The sequence below is a fragment of the Streptomyces sp. NPDC001868 genome, from assembly GCF_040297125.1.
Lineage (GTDB): Bacteria > Actinomycetota > Actinomycetes > Streptomycetales > Streptomycetaceae > Streptomyces.
Map to the genome: position 1 here is coordinate 1 of NZ_JBEOYO010000095.1, position 18,254 is coordinate 18,254.

Here is an 18,254-nt window from a genome sequence, read left to right on the forward strand (position 1 = left end):
GCCGGGGGCGGCGCGCCGACGGCACCGGCCCCGGCGGCGGGTGCGACCGGCGGCACCGGCGGATAGCCGGCCGGTGCCGTCCCGCCCGGGGGCATCCCCGGGGCCGTACCTGCGGCGGCCCCGTCACGGCCCGCCGCGAGCGCGTCCTCGTGCCCGGCCGTCGGCCGGGACGCCGAAGGCCGCGCCACGCCCCTCAGCACATACACCGCCGCACCGAGCACGGCGGCCGTGATCAGCGCCGCGGCCCAGTGCGGCAGGCCCAGCGAGAGCGCCAGCCCGAGGGCCAGTGCCAGGGCGGCACCCGCGTACAGGGCGAGCGCCCCGGACGCGGCGTACAGCGTGGCCCTGCGACGCTGCTTACGGGTCTGCTGCCGCAGCTCGTCGCGGACGGTCTCCCGCGCCACCAGCGCCAGTTCGTCGACCAGATGCCTGTCCAGATGTTCCAGATGATCCAAGCGGTCCATCGCCCACGAGTACCCGGGCCCGTACCCGCGTAACGCGGCGCACCACGACGGCGACGGCGGGCGACGGCAACGACAGCGACAGCGACGACGGCCGGAACGGCGACCGGCGGAATCCGTCCGCAACGATCACCATCCCCGGCCGGCCCCAACTAGGCTTTCCCCATGGAGATTCTCGGCACCACGCTCCGCATCTGCGTCGACGACCTGGAAGCCGCGGTCCCGTTCTACGAGAGACTCTCGGGCGGACCGGCGATGCGCTTCGAACGCGGTGGCGTCCAAGTCGCCGCCATCGGCTGCTTCCTGCTGATGAGCGGCCCGGAGTCGGAGTTGGAGGTCCTGCGGAAGGTCGCCGCCACCATCGCGGTGGAGGACGTCGACGAGGCCAACCAGGTCCTCACCGCCTCCGGCGCCCGGGTCCTGGCGGGTCCGATCCCGACGCCCGTCGGCCGCAACCTCATCGCGGTCCACCCCGACGGTTCGGTCTACGAGTACGCGGACCGCAGGTCGGCCGGATGAACGTCAAGGAGCGAACGCGGCCACCACGATGTCGGTGAGCAGCGCGCCGGCCGTGCCGTCGGGGTCCAGATCGGGGTCGTAGATGGTGACGTTGAGGCCGACGCAGTGCGGTGAGCGGACCAACGGGCGGAGCAGCGCGGTCAGTTCGTCGGGCTGGAGTCCGTCGGGGTCGGGGCTGTCGACGGCGGGCATGACGGACGGGTCGAGGACGTCGGCGTCCAAGTGCACCCAGTATCCGCCGAGTTCGGGTGTCTCGAAGCTCTGCGCGGTGACCCGGGCGAGATCGTCCGCGCCCCAGGTGCGCAGCTCGCCGACCGTCACGACGGGGATCTTCAGCGCGGCCAGCTCGCCGCGGTCCTCCTCGAACGCGTCCCGGATGCCGAAGAGCCGTATGTCCTCGTCGCGCAGATAGGGCGCCAGCCCCTCCAGGTCGGTCAGGTCCGTCTGCCCGCGCCCGGTGGCGAGGGCCAGTTCCTCGCCACCGGCCGCGCCGACCCCGTCGGAGTTCCCGGGGTGCCGGAAGTCGGCGGAGGCGTCGATCGCGACCAGCCCGTACCGCCCGATCCGGCGCAGCGCGAGCGACGCGCCGAGCTGGATCGAACAGTCCCCGCCGAGGACGACGGGCAGTTCACCGGCCCGGACATGGCGCTCGATCCGGTCGGCGAGCCTGCGCGTGTACGAGGCGATCGCGGCGGCGTTGAAGACGCCGTCGCCCTCCCTCCAGTCCCCCCGGTCGTAGCGGGGCGGCACCACCACCCCGCCCTCCAGCGCACCAAGCCGCCGCACGATGCCCTGCTCCCGCAGGGCGCCGGCAAGCTTGTGGCAGCCGGGAACGGTACCCGGTGCGGGCGGCCGCAGGCCGAGGTTCGAGGGGGCGTCCACGACGACGATGTTCCGCATGGCCCCATCCTGCGGGACCCGGCCGCCCACCGGAGCGGGAACGGATCATTCCGGCGGGTGGCTCATGCCGACGGACGGCCCATGCCCGGGTCAGGGCGTTTCATCTCGGTCGTGAGCGCCCATCGCTGGTGGTCCCGCCACGCCCCGTCGATGAACAGGAAGTCCGGCGAGAACCCCTCCAGCCGGAACCCGCACCGCCGGGCGAGCGCGATGGACGCGGCGTTCCCGGGCTGCACATTGATCTCCAGCCGGTGCAGCCCCATGAACGTGAACGCGTACTCGACGACCAGCCCGAGCCCCTCCCCCATCAGCCCCCGCCCGGCGGCGTGCGCGAAGGCCCCGTATCCGAGGGCCCCGCACTGGAAGCCGCCCTCCACGATGTTGTTGATGTTGACGAACCCGGCGATCCCCCCGCCGTCCCGCTCGCACACCAGGAACCCGGCCTTGGTCGGATCCTCGATGAGCCGCCCCGCGTACGCGGCGTACGCGGCGGGCGTGGCCGGCGGAAACAGCCATGGGTGGTGCAGATCCCTGCTCTCCCGCACCCGCGCCGTGAACTCGGACCCGTCTTCGGGTGCGAAGTGCCGTAGCGCGACGCGGGGGCCTTCGATGAGATGACGACGAACGTTCTCGGACACCCCGCCACGGTACGTCGGCGCAGGCGTCACCTGCGCCGTCTCATGAAGAACGCTCCGCACACCGCTCCGACCAGGCCCGTCCCCAGCAGCGCCATCCACAGGGGCATGGTGACCTCGGTGACCAGCAGCTGGATCTCGGTGCTCTGCGTGTTCTGGAAGACGAAGACGAGCGCGAGCACCGCGAGCAGTCCCGCGACGACCCTGCCGGGCGTCAGCAGATCACGCCATCCCTGCTTCCGGCCGTGCGTCCCGATCCGTTCCGATGTCTTCGGGCTCATGTCTCCAGGATGCCGCCAGGTGCCGGGACGCGCCCGGTGGGAGTCCGTCCCGGGCGCCCGGCGGGGCTGTCAGATCAGCGCCGGCTCGTCGAGCGTCAGCGTTCCCGCCTCCGCGTCCAGCTCCGCCGTCACCCCGAACGGGATCGTCAGCGCCCCGTCCCCGTGCCCGAACCCGAACTCCTCCACCACCGGCACCCCGACCCCGCCGATCCGGTCCACGAGCAGCGCCCGCACCCGCTCGTACGGGTCGCACTGCGCCCAGGAGCCGAGGACGATGCCGGCGACGCCGTCGAACCAGCCGGCGCGGAGCAGCTGGGTGAGATAGCGGTCGAGGCGGTAGGTCTCCTCGCCGACGTCCTCCAGGCAGAGCAGGGCGCCCCGGGCGGAGGGGCGGGCGTGGGGGTTGCCGAGCTCGGCGGCGAGCAGACAGAGGCAGCCGCCGAGGAGGACGCCCCGGGCGCGGCCGGGGATCAGGGCGGTGCTTCCTTCGGCGGCCCGGATCGTGCGCACCGACTCGGGGGAGAACAGGGTGGCGCGCAGATGCTCCTGGGCCCGGGAGTTCTTGATGAAGTCGACGCCCGCGGCCATGGGTCCGTGCAGGGTGACCAGTCCGGCGCGGGTGGCGAACGCCTCGTGGAGGGCGGTGATGTCGCTGAACCCGACGAGCGTCTTGGGGCCCGCCGCCCGTATCGCGTCCCAGTCGAGCAGGTCGACCATGCGCTGGACGCCGTAGCCGCCGCGGGCACACAGGACGGCGGACACGGACGGGTCGCACCAGGCGGCCTGGAAGTCGGCGGCACGGTCGGCGTCGGTGCCCGCGAGGTAGGGGAACCCGGGGTGCCGGTCGAGTGTGTGCGGTCCGACGACGGGGTCGAGGTCCCAGCCGCGCAGGATGTCCAGCCCGGCGCTGAGCCGCTCCTCGGCCACCGGCCCGCTGGGCGCGACGACGGCCACCCGGGCGCCGGGGACGAGCCGGGCCGGTCTGGTCAGCGGTGGGACGGGGTGCGCCACGGCGGTGGCACGGGACCGGTCGGCGGGTCGGGGCAGGTCGGTGGGGCGGGGCAGGTCGGTGGGGCCGGGGGGTGTCACTTGGCGAGCTCCAAAGTCGGGATTCCCGGAGGATTCAACCCGAAGACCTGCGCGTACAGCGAGAGCTCCGCCTCCAGGACCCGCACCATCGTCTCCGCCCGCCGGAAGCCGTGCCCCTCCCCCTCGAAGGCGAGATACGCGTGCGGCACCCGGCGCCCCTCCAGCCGGGCCAGGAAACGCTCGCACTGCGCGGGCGGGCAGATCACGTCGTCGAGGCCCTGGAGCAGCAGGAAGGGCGCGGTGATCCGGTCGGCGTGCTCGGCGGGCGACCGCTCCGCATACCGCATCGGCTCCTCGGCCAGGGGCCCCACCAGCGTCTCCAGATACTGGGACTCGAAGTCGTGGGTTTCCCCCGACCCCCAGTTCGTGAGGTCGAGGATGGGATACAGGATCGTTCCGCAGGCGTAGACGTCGGTCGTGGTGAGGGACACGGCGGCGGTCCAGCCTCCGGCGCTGCCGCCCCGGACGGCGAGCCTGGTCCGGTCGGCGGTGCCCTCGTCGGCGAGGGCGAGCGCCACCGCCGCGCAGTCCTCGACGTCGACGACACCCCACTGCTCGCGCAGCCGGTTGCGGTACTCCCGTCCGTACCCGGTCGACCCGCCGTAGTTGACCTCGGCGACCCCGATGCCGCGCGAGGTGAAGTAGGCGATCGCCAGGTCGAGGACCAGGGGCGCGCGGCTGGTGGGCCCGCCGTGCGCCCAGACGACGTACGGCGGCAGCTCGGTGCTGAAGGCGACGCAGCCGGGGTTGTGCGGCGGGTAGATGTGGGCGTGGATCTCGCGTCCGGCGGGGCCGAGGAAGGAGCGGATCTGCGGTTCGGGGTAGTGGGAGGGGTCGACCGGGTCGTCGTGCGCGGCGCCGATCACCCGGGCGTCGCCGGTGGCGGCGTCCAGCTCGACCACCTCGTAGGCGCTGCGGGGGCTGGCCCCGATGCCGATGACCCGGCCGTCGTGCGCGGCGAGCGACGGGGCGAACTCGGTCCATGGTCCGGCCGCGTCCACGACCTGGCCGGTCTCCAGGTCGAGGATGCCGAGCGCGGTGGCGCCCCGCCCGTGCACCACGGCGGCGAGCTTGTCGTCGAGCAGCGCGAACCAGCGCCAGCCGACCTTCCACAGCGGCCCGCCGAACTCCTCCTCGCGGGCGCACAGTGCCATGCGCTCGCCGCTGTCGGGGTCGAGTCGGTACAGGTTCCAGTAGCCGGTGGTGTCGCTGGAGTGCACGAGGGTTCCGTCGGCGGCCCACTCGACCTGGGCGACCGACTCCTCCGGGCCGCCCGCGACGGTCCGGGGCTCGCCGAGCAGGCCGTCCTCGGTCACCTCGGCGACGAGCAGCGACGTGCCGTCCCACGGCATCCGCGGATGGTCCCAGGCCAGCCAGGCGGCGCGGCGGCCGTCGGGCGAGAGGCGCGGGCCGGTGACGAACCGCCGGGTGTCGTCGGTGAGTTCCCTTACGGCGCCCCGGTCCTCGGCGGCCGAGCCGTCCAGCGGCACGGCGGCGACGACCCGTCGGACGTCGGTCGGGCCGTCCCCGGTGAACTCCTCCAGGACGCACCACACCTCGTCCCGCTCCGGGTGCGGCCGTGGGTCGACCCAGCGCAGTCCGCCGCCCACCGGTGACACCGGTGTGAGCGGCCGGGGCTCGCCGCCCGGTTCGTACCCGTAGAGTCGCTGGTCGGCGAAGTTCACGAAGACGACGAACGGGCCGGTCTCCCTCGGGACGCCGGTCCAGGGGCTGCCGCCGTACTCCATGACCCGGCTGCGCACGTTCCACGGGGCCGGGAGCACCGACTCCTCCGTGCCGTCGGCCGTGCGCCGCACCAGGGTGCGCCGGCCGCCCTCGGTGGGCCGGGGCTCGGTCCACCACGCCTCGTCGCCGACGAAGCCCACGAACTCGGGATGGCCGTCGTGCGCGGCGGCGAGCGCCGCGTCGATCGGCGAGGGCCACGAACCGTACGCCAGGGTCTGCACCTTGTCCCCCATCTCCCTCGGTCCCCCGTGGGCCATCGCTCAGGCCGTCCGCAGGAAGCGGTCGAGGACGTGGACGCCGAAGTGGAGCGCCTCGACCGGGACGCGTTCGTCGACGCCGTGGAACATCGCCGCGTAGTCGAAGCCCTCGGGGAGCCTCAGCGGCGAGAAGCCGTAGCCGGTGATGCCGAGCCGCGAGAACTGCTTGGCGTCCGTGCCGCCCGGCATGCAGTACGGGACCACATGCCCCTCGGGCGCGAACTCCTCCACGGCGGCCCGCATCCGCGCGTACGTCACCGAGTCCACCGGCGCCTGGAGGGCCACCTCCCGGTGTTCGTACTCCCACTCCACGTCGGGCCCGGTGAGCCGGTCCATGGTCTCTCGGAACTCGCCCTCGCCGCCGGGCAGATACCGTCCGTCCACCCGGGCGACGGCCTCCCCCGGGATGACGTTGATCTTGTAACCGGCGTCCAGCATGGTCGGGTTGGCGCTGTTGCGCACGGTCGCCTCGACCAGGGCGGCGGCCGGGCCGAGCTTGTCGAGCAGCCGGTCGACGCCGTCCCGGTCGTCGAGGTCTGCCTCGACGCCGTACAGCGCGGCGAGTTCGGTGAGGGCCGCGCGGACGGTCGGGGTGAGCCGGAGGGGCCACTCGTGGGTGCCGATCCGGGCGATCGCCGCCGCCAGCCTTGTCACCGCGTTGGCCCGGTTCACCTTGGAGCCGTGGCCGGCCCGGCCGCGCGCGGTGAGCTTCAGCCAGCCTGTGCCGCGCTCCCCGGCCGCGATCGGGTAGATCTCCCGGCCGGCGCCGTCGTGGAAGGTGAACGCCCCCGACTCGCTGATGCCCTCGGTACAGCCCTCGAAGAGCCCGGGGTGCCGGTCGGCGAGGAACCCGGAGCCGTCCTCGGCGCTCGCCTCCTCGTCGGCGGTGAACGCGATCACGATGTCCCTGCGGGGGCGCACACCCGCGCGTGCCCAGTGCCGGGCGACCGCGAGGATCATCGCGTCCATGTTCTTCATGTCGACCGCGCCCCGGCCCCACACCACGCCGTCGCGGATCTCGCCGGAGAACGGGTGCACGGTCCAGTCCGCCGCCTGCGCGGGCACCACGTCCAGATGACCGTGGACGAGCAGCGCGTCCGCCGACGGGTCGGTGCCCTCGATCCGCGCGACGACGTTCGTCCGGCCCTCGGTGCGCTCCAGCAGGGTGGGCTCGATGCCCGCCTCGGCCAGCAGCGCGGCGGCGTACTCGGCGGCGGGCCGCTCCCGGCAGTCCCCGCCGCCGCGGTTGGTGGTGTCGATACGGATGAGGTCGGAGGTGAACCGGACGACCTCGTCCAGCGCCTGCCGCTCAACCGGTGCTGTCCGCCCGGCCATAGGTTTCTCAGCCATAGGTTTCTCAGCCATATGCTTCCTCCACCGCGGCCGAGACGATCGTGGTGACCGCCTTGAAGGTGCGGATTCCCTCGTACATGGTCGGGCTGGTGTACGCGGCCTTGCGTTCACCGGTACGGGTCACACCCGGTACGACGGTCGCGGCCATCGCCAGATGCTCGGCGTCGAACTCCAGCGCCACGGTGAACGGCCCGCCCCGGACCGGTTCGTGACGCACGGCGAGCGAGGCGGCCTCCTTCGCCGCCGCGCGGATGTCGGCGGCCGTTCTCCTCGGGGTGCGGCACACCGCCGCGTACCGCGACACATGGTCCTTGACCGCCACTTTGAGCGCCTCGGGCGCATACCCCAGGGCGTCCTCGCATGCCACGTCGTCACCGGTCACCAGCACCACCGGTACCCCGTACTCGGCCACCACATGCGAGTTGAGCAGTCCCTCGCTGGCCCGCTCGTCGTTCACCCACACCCCGGTGATCGAGTTCGCCAGGTACGTGTGGGCGAGGACGCCCTCCATCCCGGCGCCCGCGTGATAGCCGACGAACGCGATGCCGTCCACGTCGCCGTGCTGCACGCCCTCCACCATGGACAGCGCCTTGTGCCGTCCGGTCAGCATCTGCGCGCGCTCGTCCAGCTCCTCCAGCAGCAGATTGCGCATCGTCCAGTGCGCCTCGTTGATCAGCACCTCGTCGGCCCCGCCGTCGAAGAAGCCGAGCACGGCGGCGTTCACGTCCGAGGTGAACATCGCACGACACCGCTCCCACTGCGGCGTCCCCGGCAGCACGTCGGCCGGCCAGGTGACACCGGTGGCGCCCTCCATGTCGGCGCTGATGAGGATCTTCATGGCTCGAAACCGTACGCGCTCGCGCCGATCCGTGGCAGACCTGTGGATAACTCTCACCGCCGCGGCCCACCGACGTCCACCGGGACGGCCCACGCACCCCGCCCGAGCGGCCCCTACCCCGTACGTCCCACCACGTACCACCTCGACGGTAGTTCGATCCGGGTGCCCTCGGCGGTGTACTCCGTGGTGGTCAGCGGGAGTTCGCCGTGGGCGACGAGGGTGAGGCCGCAGGCGCGCAGCCGGTGCGGGATCTCGGCGTCGGAGACCTCGCCCGGGGCGATGCCGTGGCGGAGGATCGGGGCGAGTTTGGCGGGCGGTCCGGACGGACCGCCCGCGAGGCCCATGAGGACGGGTTTGGCGGCCTCGGCGAGTTCGACGAGGCAGGCCCGGCCGCGCTCGCCCAGCAGCGTGGCGACGGTGTCGACGAGTCGGGGGCGGTCGTCGGGGTCGCACTGGTGGAGGACGCCGCGCACATAGACGTTGGCGTCGCCGAGGTCGGCGTGGAGGGTCTCGGCCTCCGCCTTGTCGGTCGCGTCGAGCAGACGGTACGTGGCCCGGCCGTCGGGGTCGGCGCGGCGGGCCCGGTCGAGGGCGGCGTCGGCGAGGTCGGCGCCGATCACCCGTGGGAAGCGGTCGGCCAGGAAGCGGGTCTGGGTGCCGTTCCCGCAGCCGAGGTCGACGAGGGGCAGGCCGGGGGACGTCACATACGGCTCGAACAGGGCGAGGTGGACGGCCGCCGTCCGTTCGGGGCCGGCGTCCCAGAAGACCGCGCCCGGTTCGTCGGGGGCCTCCCGCCAGAACCCTTCCCAGGCCTCCCGGTAGCGCTCAGTCACGCTCATGCCCAACCCCCGAACAGCGACGCCCGGCCCGCCGCTCCGGCGGCCCAGATCGGTCTACCGCGCCCGGAATGCGCAGACAAGCACCGTGCGCGTACCTTCACCTCTCATCCAGATCACGCGCGCCCCTACGCGCCCCGCACGCCCCCTGATCCCCGCCCCTGCCCCTGCCCCCGGTCCGGCCTGTGCCCCCGGTCCAGCCCCTGGTCCGGCCTCTTGGAACGAGCGAGGCAGGCTCAGCGCCGCCTCGACACCGTCCGCCTCGGCAGTGTCAGTTCGAACCACACCGTCTTGCCCGCGCCCGTCCTGCTGGTCCCCCACTCGCGGGCCAGGGTCGTGAGGACACGCAGCCCCCGGCCGAACTCGTCCGTGGGCGCCGCGCTGAGCAGGGTCGGCAGGGTGGGGTCGTCGTCGTAGACCTCGCACTGCAGGGTGTCGCCGCGGACGAGGCGGAGTTCGATGCGGCGCCCGCGCGCGTGGCGTACGGCGTTGGTGACGAGTTCGCCGATCAGGAGCGCGGTGGTGTCCGCGAGGGCGTCGAGGCCCCAGACGTACAGCTGTTCGCGGACGACGGCGCGGGCCCGGCCCGCCTCGATCGGTTCGGAGGTCAGGCGCCACTCGGCGACGTCCTCGGGTTCGATGCCGTTGAGCCGGGCCATCAGCAGGGCCACGTCGTCCTTGCGGCCGCCGCGCGTGTTGAGGGCGCGGATGATGGTGTCGCAGGCGTCGTCCATGGAGGCCGCCGGGTGGGCGGCGGACTCGCAGAGCGTGGCGAGACCCACGCCGATGTCCTCGCCGCGCACCTCGACCAGCCCGTCGGTGCACATCACGAGCCGGTCGCCGGGCTCCACGCGCACGTGCACCGCCTCGAACGGCACCCCGCCGACGCCGATGGGCGCGCCCGTGGGCAGGTCGAGGAGTTCGCTGCGGCCGTCCACCGCGCGGACCAGCACGGGCGGGATGTGTCCGGCGTTGGCGAGGTGCAGCTCGCTCGCGATGGGGTCGTAGACGGCGTACAGGCAGGTCGCGAGGTAGTGCTCGCCGAGGCGCTGGGCGAGGTCGTCGAGGTTGCGCAGGAGCTGCGCGGGCGGCAGGTCGAGGGCGGCCATGGTCTGCACGGCCGTGCGCAACTGGCCCATCATCGCGGCGGAGTTGAGGCCGTGCCCCATGACGTCGCCGACGACCAGGGCGGTGCGGGCGCCCGGCAGCTTCACCGAGTCGAACCAGTCGCCGCCGACGCGCCCGAGGAGGGTGCCCGGGAGATAGCGGGTGGCGATGTCGCAGCCCGCCATGTGGGCCTCGATCTGCGGGAGCATGCTGTCCTGGAGCGTCTCGGCGACGTTCTCCTGGTACGTGTACATGCGGGCGTTGTCGAGGACGAGGCCCGCGCGGGCGGCGAGTTCGGCGCCGGTGACGCGGTCCATGTCGTCGAAGACCTCGCGCTCCGGGTGGCGCAGCAGGATCATGAAGCCGAGGACCACGTTGCGGGCCTTCAGCGGGACGACCAGCATGGAGCGGCCCGTGATCAGCGGCCGGATGTCGCGCTTCTCGAACTGCGCGGCGATCGCGTGCCCCATCTGCTCGCTGATGCGCGGCACGAGGACGGGCTCGCCGGTGGTCATGCACTGGAAGAACGGGGTGTGCGCGGGGAAGGGCATGGCCTCGCCGACGGGCACCACGTCGTCCCAGCGGCCCGGCTCGTCCGTGTGCTCCACGGCGACCCGGTGCCACATGGTCGTCGTGTCCGGCACACCGTCGGGGAAGCCCTCGCCGGCGACGACCTGTTCGCGCAGATAGGTGCCGGCGACATCGGTGAAGCGAGGCACGACGGCCTTGCTGACCTCGACGATGGTCCGGGACAGGTCGAGGGAGGTGCCGATGCGTCCGCTGACCTCGTTGAGGAACTCCAGGCGCTCGCGTACGGCGGCGTGTTCGAGGTCCTCGCCCTCGTCCCCCACGTCCTCCGGGACCGGCAGCCCCTCCGCGACGGCGCGCGCGGCCCGCGCACGGCGCGCCTGCCGTTCCGTGCGCCGGGGCACGCCCCAGTCGGGGGTGACGGGCACCTGGTCGTTCTGGCTGAACTCCAGGACCGGATAGCCCAGTTCCAGGACCTGGGAGACGATGCGGGCACTCTCGCCGACGCTCATGCTGGGCAGGATCTCGGGGAGTCTGCGGGCGAGTTCCTCGGCGCCGGGGAAGTCGGTGTGCAGGGCGAAGCCGGGCGCGATGCGTTCGACGGCCACGGCGGCCCCGTCGTCCCGCCGGCGCAGTGTCCCGGCGTCGGCGGCCAGCACGAGGAGGCGCTCCCGGCCGGGGCCGACCAGGGGGTACGCCCACCACAGGACGTCGATCCGGTCGCGGCCCGGCACGGTGAGCCGGGCGCGGCCCGCCGCCGGGTAGGAGAGCTGTCCGTCGAGGGAGGTCTCCAGGTCGTGGCCGAGGGCGTCGTACGCGGCGTACGCCCCGTAGGGCGGGGTGTCGTCCTCGTCCGGGAGGGCGCCGGAGACGGGCAGCAGGTCGAGGGCGGGGTGGCCCACCGCGTCGTCCTTGGCGGTGCCGAAGAGCCGGCGTGCGCCGGTGCTCCAGTGCGACACGAGACCGGCGCGGTCGACGACGACCACGGCCAGGGGGATACGGCCGACCGTGGCCTGCTCCGCCGTGCCGTCACCGGCTCCGGGGCCGGTAGTCGCGCCCGTGTCGGTGCCACGGTCCATGGCCAAGGCCCTTTCTCCCCACGGTGCGCAAGATCTGCGCCGCCTTCACTACCGTACGACTGCGTAGCGTTGCGATGTGTGGCAATACGCGAATTGCTCCCTGGGAGCCTCCGGCGCACGCGCAGGCCACGCGGACGGCGCACGATCCCTCGCACGCCCCCGCAAGACCGCTGGCTACCGGCTACCGGCCGGCGGCCGACGGCTGCACCACCGGCCCGCTTCCCCGCACCCGACGGCGACGGCTCAGTCCGCGTACCCCAGCTGCAGATCCCGTTCCGTCCTGCCGCCCCCGGCGACCTGGAGCACCGTGGCGACGGGCGGATACCCGGTGGCGATGACCGTGTACTCGCCGGAGGAGAGGCCGACGAACCGGAACGTTCCGTCGATGCCGGTGGTGATGGTGTCGACGACGTTCCCGGCGGCGTCGAGGAGCGTCACGCGCGCGTCCTCCACCGGTCGGCCGCCCCCGGCGCGGACCGTGCCCCGCAGGACGGCGCCCCCGGCGAGTTCGATGTCCTGGCGGGTCTCGCGGGCGGCCCGGACGGTGACGGGGAGCGCGGCCGGGCGGTAGGAGTGGGCGCTCGCGGCGAGCGTGTACTCCCCCGCGACCAGTTCGGTGATGAGGTACTCGCCCTCCTCCCCGCTGCGGGTGGTCACCACGACCTCGCCGTGTTCATCGGTGAGCGTGACGCTCGCGTCGCTCACCGCCCGCCCGTCCGCCGTCCGTACGGTCCCGGCCAGGCGTCCCGCGCCGCCGAGCACGATGTCGACCTCGACGGGGCGCTCCCCGACGGTGACACTCACGGCCTGCGGCTGGTGACCGCCGGCCGCCGCGATCAGCACGTACGCCCCCGGCCCGGGCGTGGACAGCGCGTACCGCCCGTCCTCGCCGCTGCCGCCGCGCCCGGTCTGCCGGCCGGTGCCGTCGATGAGGGTGAGCGCGGCCCGGGCCACGACGGAGCCGTCGGGATGCCGGACCGTGCCGCGGACGGGGATCCCGGGGACGTACGGCGCACGCGCGTGCGGGATCTGGACGGAGGGCGTGGGCCCGGCCCCGGACTGAGACTCGGACTCGGACTCGGGTTCGGGTTCGAACTCCGACTCCGACTCGGGTTCGAACTCCGACTCGGACTCGGTGGGGACCTCGTCGAACGGCACCGGTGTCTTCTCCTTGAGGAAGCAGGCGACGAGGAGTCCGAGGACGAGCACCGGGGTGAGGTACAGGAAGAGCCTCGGCATGGCCTGCGCGTAGGCCCCGACGTAGGCGTCGCGCAGCGGGGCGGGCAGGGCGTGGACGAGGTCGGGGGTGAGGGCACGGGGGTCGGGGAGGACGGCTCCCGTGCGCTCGGGGAGGCGGTCGGCGAGCCGGGCCGTGAAGAGCGCGCCGAATGCGGCCACGCCCACGCTGCCGCCGATCTGCCGCAGGTAGTTCCCGGCGGCGGTGGCGGCCCCGAGGTCGGCGGGGCGTACGGAGTTCTGCACGGCGAGGATCAGGACCGGCATCACCATGCCGATGCCGGCGCCGAGGACGGCCGTCCAGATGCCGAACTGCAGCCGGGGCGTGTCCGTCTCCAGGCGGGACAGCAGCCATACGCCGAGGGCGGTCAGGGCGCTGCCGAGGACGGGGTATGTGCGGTAGTGCCCGGTGCGGCCGATGAGTTGGCCGCAGACGACGGACGCGCCGACGATGCCGGTCATCATCGGCAGCATGAGCAGCCCGGACTCGGTGGCGGAGATCCCGCCGACCATCCGCAGCTGGGTCGGCAGGTAACTGGCGGTGCCGAAGAGGGTGATACCGATGACGATGCCCACGAGGCCGGTCACGACGAAGACCGGGTCCCTGAACAGCCGCAGGGGGACGAGGGGGTGGACCGCGAACCGTTCGGCGACGAGGAAGAGGGCGGTCGCCGCGACCGCGCCAGCAGCGAGGGAGAGGACGAGGCGTGAGTTCCAGGCGTACGCCGTGCCGCCCCAACTCGCCAGCAGCACCGCGCAGGTCGAGGCGGCGGCGAGCAGCAGCGTCCCCAGGACGTCGAGGCGCCCCCTGGCCGTGGGCTTCGGCAGTCTCAGCGCGAAGGTGACGACGGCCAGCGTGACGATCCCGCAGGGCACGTTGACGTAGAAGCACCACCGCCAGGAGAGGTGGTCCGTGAGCCAGCCGCCCAGGAGCGGGCCCGCGACGGAGGCGAGGCCGAACACGGCGCCGACCAGGCCCAGGTAGCGGCCCCGGTGCCGGGACGGCAGGAGGTCGCCCATGATCGCCTGGACCCCGATCATGAGGCCGCCCGCGCCGACACCCTGGAGCGCGCGGAACGCGATGAGCTGGTCCATGCTCCGGGAGAACCCGGCGAGCGCGGACCCGGCCACGAAGACCACGAGCGCGAACTGGAAGACGCCCTTGTGGCCCCGGAGTTCGCCCAGTCTGCCGTAGACGGGCAGGGTGACGGTGGCGGTGAGCAGATAGGCGGTGACCGCCCACGACATACGGTCCACGCCGTGCAGTTCACCGACGATCTCGGGGAGGGCGGTGGCGACGACCATCTGCTCCAGCGCGGCGAGGAGCAGGACGAGCAGCAGGGCGGAGAAGATCGTGCGGACCCGGCGGGGACCGAGCGGGGGAGGTCCGTCCGCCGGTGGTGGTGTCGCGGGTGTGGTGGTCGGTTCGTCCTTCACCAGTGTGATCGCGCCCATGCGTACCGCTCCCCTCGTCGCACTTACCGCACAATTCCCGCGTTAAGCGGCAACTGTCGGTAAGTGCGGCGAGTTACGGCATTCCGGGGAGCGTCATGGAGATCCACTCGAACCGGTGAGGTGGGCAACGAACCCCGGATGACCGCCGGTTGGGGGCCGTGGCCCATCGCGTCGATCATGGCCACGTGCAGGATGTCGCCGTTGAGGGCGTAGTCGAAGCTGTCGCCGGCCCCGTCGTAGGCGGGCTCCAGGATTCCGGCCACCTCGACCTGTGGAACGGTCATCGACAGCGGGGGCACCGGGCATGCTTGTCGCCCCCGGTGCTACTTCTCCACCTCCGCGGCCAGGTTGGCGAGCAGGGCGTCGTAGATCCGACCGAGGCCCTTGGGGGCGAAGGTCTTCTCGAAGAAGCCGCCGATCCCGCCGGCGCCCTGCCAGGTGGTGGTGACGACGACACGGGAGCTGCCCTCGCCCGCCGGGGTGACCCGCCAGACGGTGACCATGGTGGAGTTGCGGTCCTTCTCGACGAGTTCGCCGTCGGAGGGCTCGGTGACCTCCAGGAGACAGTCACGGACCCGCTTGCTGGTTGCCTGGAGCCGCCAGTGGACGAGGGTGCCCTCGCCGTCGCCGCCCTCGCGCACCTCGTACTCGCTGAAGTGCTGCGGCATCAGCTTCTCGCGCGCGCCGCTGTACTCGGCCAGGGTGTCGAACACCGTCTCCGCGTCCGCCGCGACGACTCGTTCAGTCGTGGCCTCGACCTGCGCCATTGCACTTCCTCCAGCACTTGGTAACTCGGGGATGTGCGGAAAGCCAACCACCCCCCGGCCGGAGGGCCCAAATCGGGGTGCCCCAAGGGCCCGCGGCGGACTGCCCGGAGGACCCCCGACAGCCACCCGACGAGACCTCCACACGATGTTCGAATGCCAGTTCGCACGATCAAGAGAACATGTGTTCTATTCTGGGGCGCAGAGCAACCGAGGAGGCGTCCATGCGCTGGGACCATCTGGCCGAGAACTCCGCCACGGCCCGGGACGCCGCGCTGTTCGGCGCGGACAGGGTGACGAGCCGCACCTTCGACACCCCCGAGTTCCGCGGCATGACCTTCCACGAGGTCCGCGCGAGGACGATCGTGAACCGGGTGCCGGGAGCCTCCCGGATGCCGTTCGAATGGACGGTGAACCCCTACCGGGGCTGCACGCACGCGTGCGTCTACTGCTTCGCCCGCAAGACCCACAGCTATCTGGACCTCGACACCGGCATCGACTTCGACTCACAGATCGTGGTGAAGATCAACGCGCCCGATCTGCTGCGCCGGCAGCTCGCCTCCCCGCGCTGGCACGGCGAGCACATCGCGATGGGCACCAACGTGGACTGCTACCAGCGCGCCGAGGGCCGCTACCGTCTGATGCCGGGCATCATCGCCGCCCTGCGCGACCACGCGAACCCCTTCTCGATCCTGACCAAGGGCACGCTGATCCTGCGCGACCTGGACCTGATCCGGCAGGCGGCGGAGGTCACCGAGGTCGGTATCTCGGTCTCCGTCGGCTTCACCGACCCCGAGCTGTGGCGCACGGTCGAGCCGGGCACGCCCGCCCCCGAACGCCGGCTGGACGTCGTGCGCGCCTTCACCGACCTCGGCATCGGCTGCGGGGTGCTGATGGCCCCCGTGCTCCCCTTCCTCAGCGACCACCCCGACCGGCTGCGCGCCACCGTGCGCGCGATCGCCGCCTCCGGCGCCACCTCCGTGACCCCACTGGTCCTGCATCTGCGGCCCGGCGCACGCGAGTGGTACATGGCCTGGCTGGAACGCCACCACCCCCATCTCGTACGGCGTTACGAGCTGCTGTACGCCGAGGGCGCCTACGCCCCGAAGTGGTACCAGCGGCAGATCACCCGTCAGGTCCATGAACTGGCCCAGGAGTACGGCATGGGTCCCCGGCGCGCGGAGCTGCCCCGACGGATACCGGTGCGCGAGCCGGCCGCGCCGGAGCCGGCCCTGGACACGGCACCGACGCAACTGACCCTGCTCTGACGTCCGACGGCGTCTGACCACATTCGGACGACATCCGACGGTCCCGGGACGACATCTGACGGTTCTGGGGCGACGACCGACGGCCCTGGGGGCATCCGGACGCTTCTCCCGCCCCGATCGGGTCAAGTCCGGGCAGAACGAGTTCTTCCGCCGTCACGCTCCGGGACGATGCGACGAAGGCCGTGGCGTGCACGGCCCGCAATCCTCCGTCCTGGGAGGCCTGACGATGAAGAAACGCGCAGCTGCTCTGTGCGGTGCCGTCGCCGTGTTGGCCGGAATGGTCACGGCGGTCCCGGCCGGCGCGAACGGTGCCTCGGCCGCCGCCCCGGTGGCGAAGCCCGCCTGGAAGAAGTGCGCCACCGCCGACTATCCGACGCTCCAGTGCGCTTCCCTGAAAGTGCCGCTCGACCACCGCGAGCCGAACGGCAGGAAGATCACGCTCGCCCTCTCCCGCGTCCCGCACACCGCGAAGACGTACCAGGGCCCCCTGCTGGTCAACCCCGGCGGCCCCGGCGGCAGCGGTCTCACCCTGGCCGGGTTCGTCGCGTCCTCGCTGCCGAAGAAGGTGGCGGCGCAGTACGACGTCATCGGCTTCGACCCGCGCGGCGTCGGCAAGAGCAAGCCCGCGCTGAACTGCAGGCCGGGCCACTTCTCGGCGGTGCGCCCCGACTCCCTGCCGGTCACCGAGAAGATCGAGCGGGCCAACCTCGACCGCGCGCGGGCCTTCGCCGAGGGGTGCGCCAAGAAGTACGCGGACGTGCTGCCGTACATCGACACGGTCAGCGCGGCCAGGGACATGGACGCCATCCGCGCGGCCCTCGGCGCCAAGAAGATTAACTACTTCGGGTACTCGTACGGCACCTATCTGGGCGCCGTGTACGCCAAGCTCTTCCCGAACCGGGTACGGCGGGCGGTGCTGGACTCCGTCGTCGACCCCACCGGGGTCTGGTACGACGACAACCTCCGCCAGGACCAGGCGTTCAACGACCGCCACCGGGCGCTGATGGCCTGGATCGCGAAGAACGACAGGACGTACCGGCTGGGCATCGATCCGGACAGGATCGAGGCCAAGTGGTACGAGATGCGGGCGGCGCTGGGCAAGAAGCCCGCGGACGGCAAGGTGGGCGCCTCCGAGCTGGAGGACACCTTCATGCCCGGCGGCTACTACGACGGCTACTGGCCCTATCTCGCCGAGGCCTTCGCCGCCTTCGTGAACAAGAAGAACGACGACCCGCTGGTCGAGGCGTACGAGAACTTCGGCGCCGTCGACGCGGCCGGTGACAACGGCTACAGCGTCTACACCTCGGTGCAGTGCCGCGACGCGCGCTGGCCGCGCGACTGGGCCGAGTGGCGCGACGACAACTGGGCGGTGTACGAGAAGGCGCCCTTCATGACCTGGAACAACGTCTGGTACAACGCGCCCTGTGCGTTCTGGCCCACGAAGCCCCTGGACCCCGTGGACGTCTCCAGCACCGCGCTGCCGCCGGTCCTGATCTTCCAGGCGACGGACGACGCGGCCACCCCGTACGAGGGCGGGGTCGTCACCCACCATCTGCTGCGCGGCTCCAGCCTGGTCGTGGAGCAGGGCGGCGGCAACCACGGCATCTCACTGAGCGGCAACGCCTGCCTCGACAAGCACCTGGCGGCCTATCTGACCGACGGCACCGTCCCGCGCGGCCAGGGCGAGACCGACGCCACCTGCAAGAAACTCCCCGACCCGAAACCCCTGAGCACCAAGACCAAGTCCACCTCGTCCCGAGGCTCGACACTGCACGGCCTGCTGGGCTTCCGCGGCTGAGCACGACCTGACGGTGGGGCCGGGGGGGGGGGGGGGGGGGGGGGCCGGCCCCCCCCCCCCCCCCCACTAGTAAACGGAGAGAGTCACACCGACACCCCCGGAGG

General features: G+C 72.4%; 15 protein-coding genes and 1 pseudogene. 3 read left to right on the top strand and 13 right to left on the bottom strand.

Annotation, left to right across the window (positions count from 1 at the left end; translation table 11 throughout):
- A partial coding sequence (locus ABT147_RS45660) for a phage holin family protein (RefSeq protein ID WP_351418132.1) occupies positions 1–464 on the bottom strand: 464 nt, incomplete at its 3' end.
- A 162-nt stretch (positions 465–626) separates the two neighbouring features.
- Between ABT147_RS45660 and ABT147_RS45665 the strand changes: the two genes are divergently transcribed.
- Positions 627–980, top strand: coding sequence for a VOC family protein (locus tag ABT147_RS45665; RefSeq protein WP_351418134.1), 354 nt, complete (start codon positions 627–629; stop codon positions 978–980).
- Between the two features lie 3 nt (positions 981–983).
- On the opposite strand, the gene ABT147_RS45670 is transcribed toward ABT147_RS45665, so the two are convergent.
- The 12 genes and pseudogenes from ABT147_RS45670 to ABT147_RS45725 form a co-directional block, all read right to left on the bottom strand.
- A complete protein-coding gene (locus ABT147_RS45670; protein ID WP_351418136.1) occupies positions 984–1,880 on the bottom strand; it encodes an arginase family protein in 897 nt (298 codons plus the stop codon).
- A gap of 62 nt (positions 1,881–1,942) precedes the next feature.
- Positions 1,943–2,518 (bottom strand): GNAT family N-acetyltransferase, encoded by a 576-nt coding sequence (locus ABT147_RS45675; RefSeq protein ID WP_351418138.1) that lies wholly within the window; start codon positions 2,516–2,518, stop codon positions 1,943–1,945.
- Positions 2,519–2,544: 26 nt separating this feature from the next.
- Positions 2,545–2,796, bottom strand: coding sequence for a lipopolysaccharide assembly protein LapA domain-containing protein (locus ABT147_RS45680; protein WP_351418140.1), 252 nt, complete (start codon positions 2,794–2,796; stop codon positions 2,545–2,547).
- Between the two features lie 69 nt (positions 2,797–2,865).
- Entirely contained in the window at positions 2,866–3,750 is an 885-nt protein-coding gene (locus tag ABT147_RS45685) for a S66 peptidase family protein (RefSeq protein ID WP_351418164.1), read from the bottom strand.
- 131 nt (positions 3,751–3,881) lie between these two features.
- On the bottom strand, positions 3,882–5,864 hold the full coding sequence (locus tag ABT147_RS45690; RefSeq protein WP_351418143.1) for a S9 family peptidase: 1,983 nt from the start codon (positions 5,862–5,864) through the stop codon (positions 3,882–3,884).
- A gap of 27 nt (positions 5,865–5,891) precedes the next feature.
- Complete coding sequence (locus ABT147_RS45695) at positions 5,892–7,238, bottom strand: M20/M25/M40 family metallo-hydrolase (RefSeq protein WP_351418145.1); 1,347 nt, start codon at positions 7,236–7,238, stop codon at positions 5,892–5,894.
- 7 nt (positions 7,239–7,245) lie between these two features.
- Positions 7,246–8,079, bottom strand: a complete 834-nt coding sequence (locus ABT147_RS45700) for a M55 family metallopeptidase (RefSeq protein ID WP_351418147.1) — start codon at positions 8,077–8,079, stop codon at positions 7,246–7,248.
- A 113-nt stretch (positions 8,080–8,192) separates the two neighbouring features.
- Positions 8,193–8,918, bottom strand: coding sequence for a class I SAM-dependent methyltransferase (locus ABT147_RS45705; protein ID WP_351418149.1), 726 nt, complete (start codon positions 8,916–8,918; stop codon positions 8,193–8,195).
- Between the two features lie 233 nt (positions 8,919–9,151).
- A complete protein-coding gene (locus tag ABT147_RS45710; RefSeq protein WP_351418151.1) occupies positions 9,152–11,629 on the bottom strand; it encodes an ATP-binding SpoIIE family protein phosphatase in 2,478 nt (825 codons plus the stop codon).
- 243 nt (positions 11,630–11,872) lie between these two features.
- Entirely contained in the window at positions 11,873–14,320 is a 2,448-nt protein-coding gene (locus ABT147_RS45715; RefSeq protein ID WP_351418154.1) for an MFS transporter, read from the bottom strand.
- A gap of 137 nt (positions 14,321–14,457) precedes the next feature.
- A pseudogene (locus tag ABT147_RS45720) lies at positions 14,458–14,619 on the bottom strand (serine/threonine-protein phosphatase); the annotation flags it as partial.
- 24 nt (positions 14,620–14,643) lie between these two features.
- Positions 14,644–15,087, bottom strand: coding sequence for an SRPBCC family protein (locus tag ABT147_RS45725; protein WP_351418156.1), 444 nt, complete (start codon positions 15,085–15,087; stop codon positions 14,644–14,646).
- Positions 15,088–15,308: 221 nt separating this feature from the next.
- Between ABT147_RS45725 and ABT147_RS45730 the strand changes: the two genes are divergently transcribed.
- A complete protein-coding gene (locus ABT147_RS45730) occupies positions 15,309–16,352 on the top strand; it encodes an Rv2578c family radical SAM protein (RefSeq protein WP_351418158.1) in 1,044 nt (347 codons plus the stop codon).
- A 226-nt stretch (positions 16,353–16,578) separates the two neighbouring features.
- On the top strand, positions 16,579–18,150 hold the full coding sequence (locus tag ABT147_RS45735; RefSeq protein ID WP_351418161.1) for an alpha/beta hydrolase: 1,572 nt from the start codon (positions 16,579–16,581) through the stop codon (positions 18,148–18,150).
- Positions 18,151–18,254: the final 104 nt, after the last annotated feature.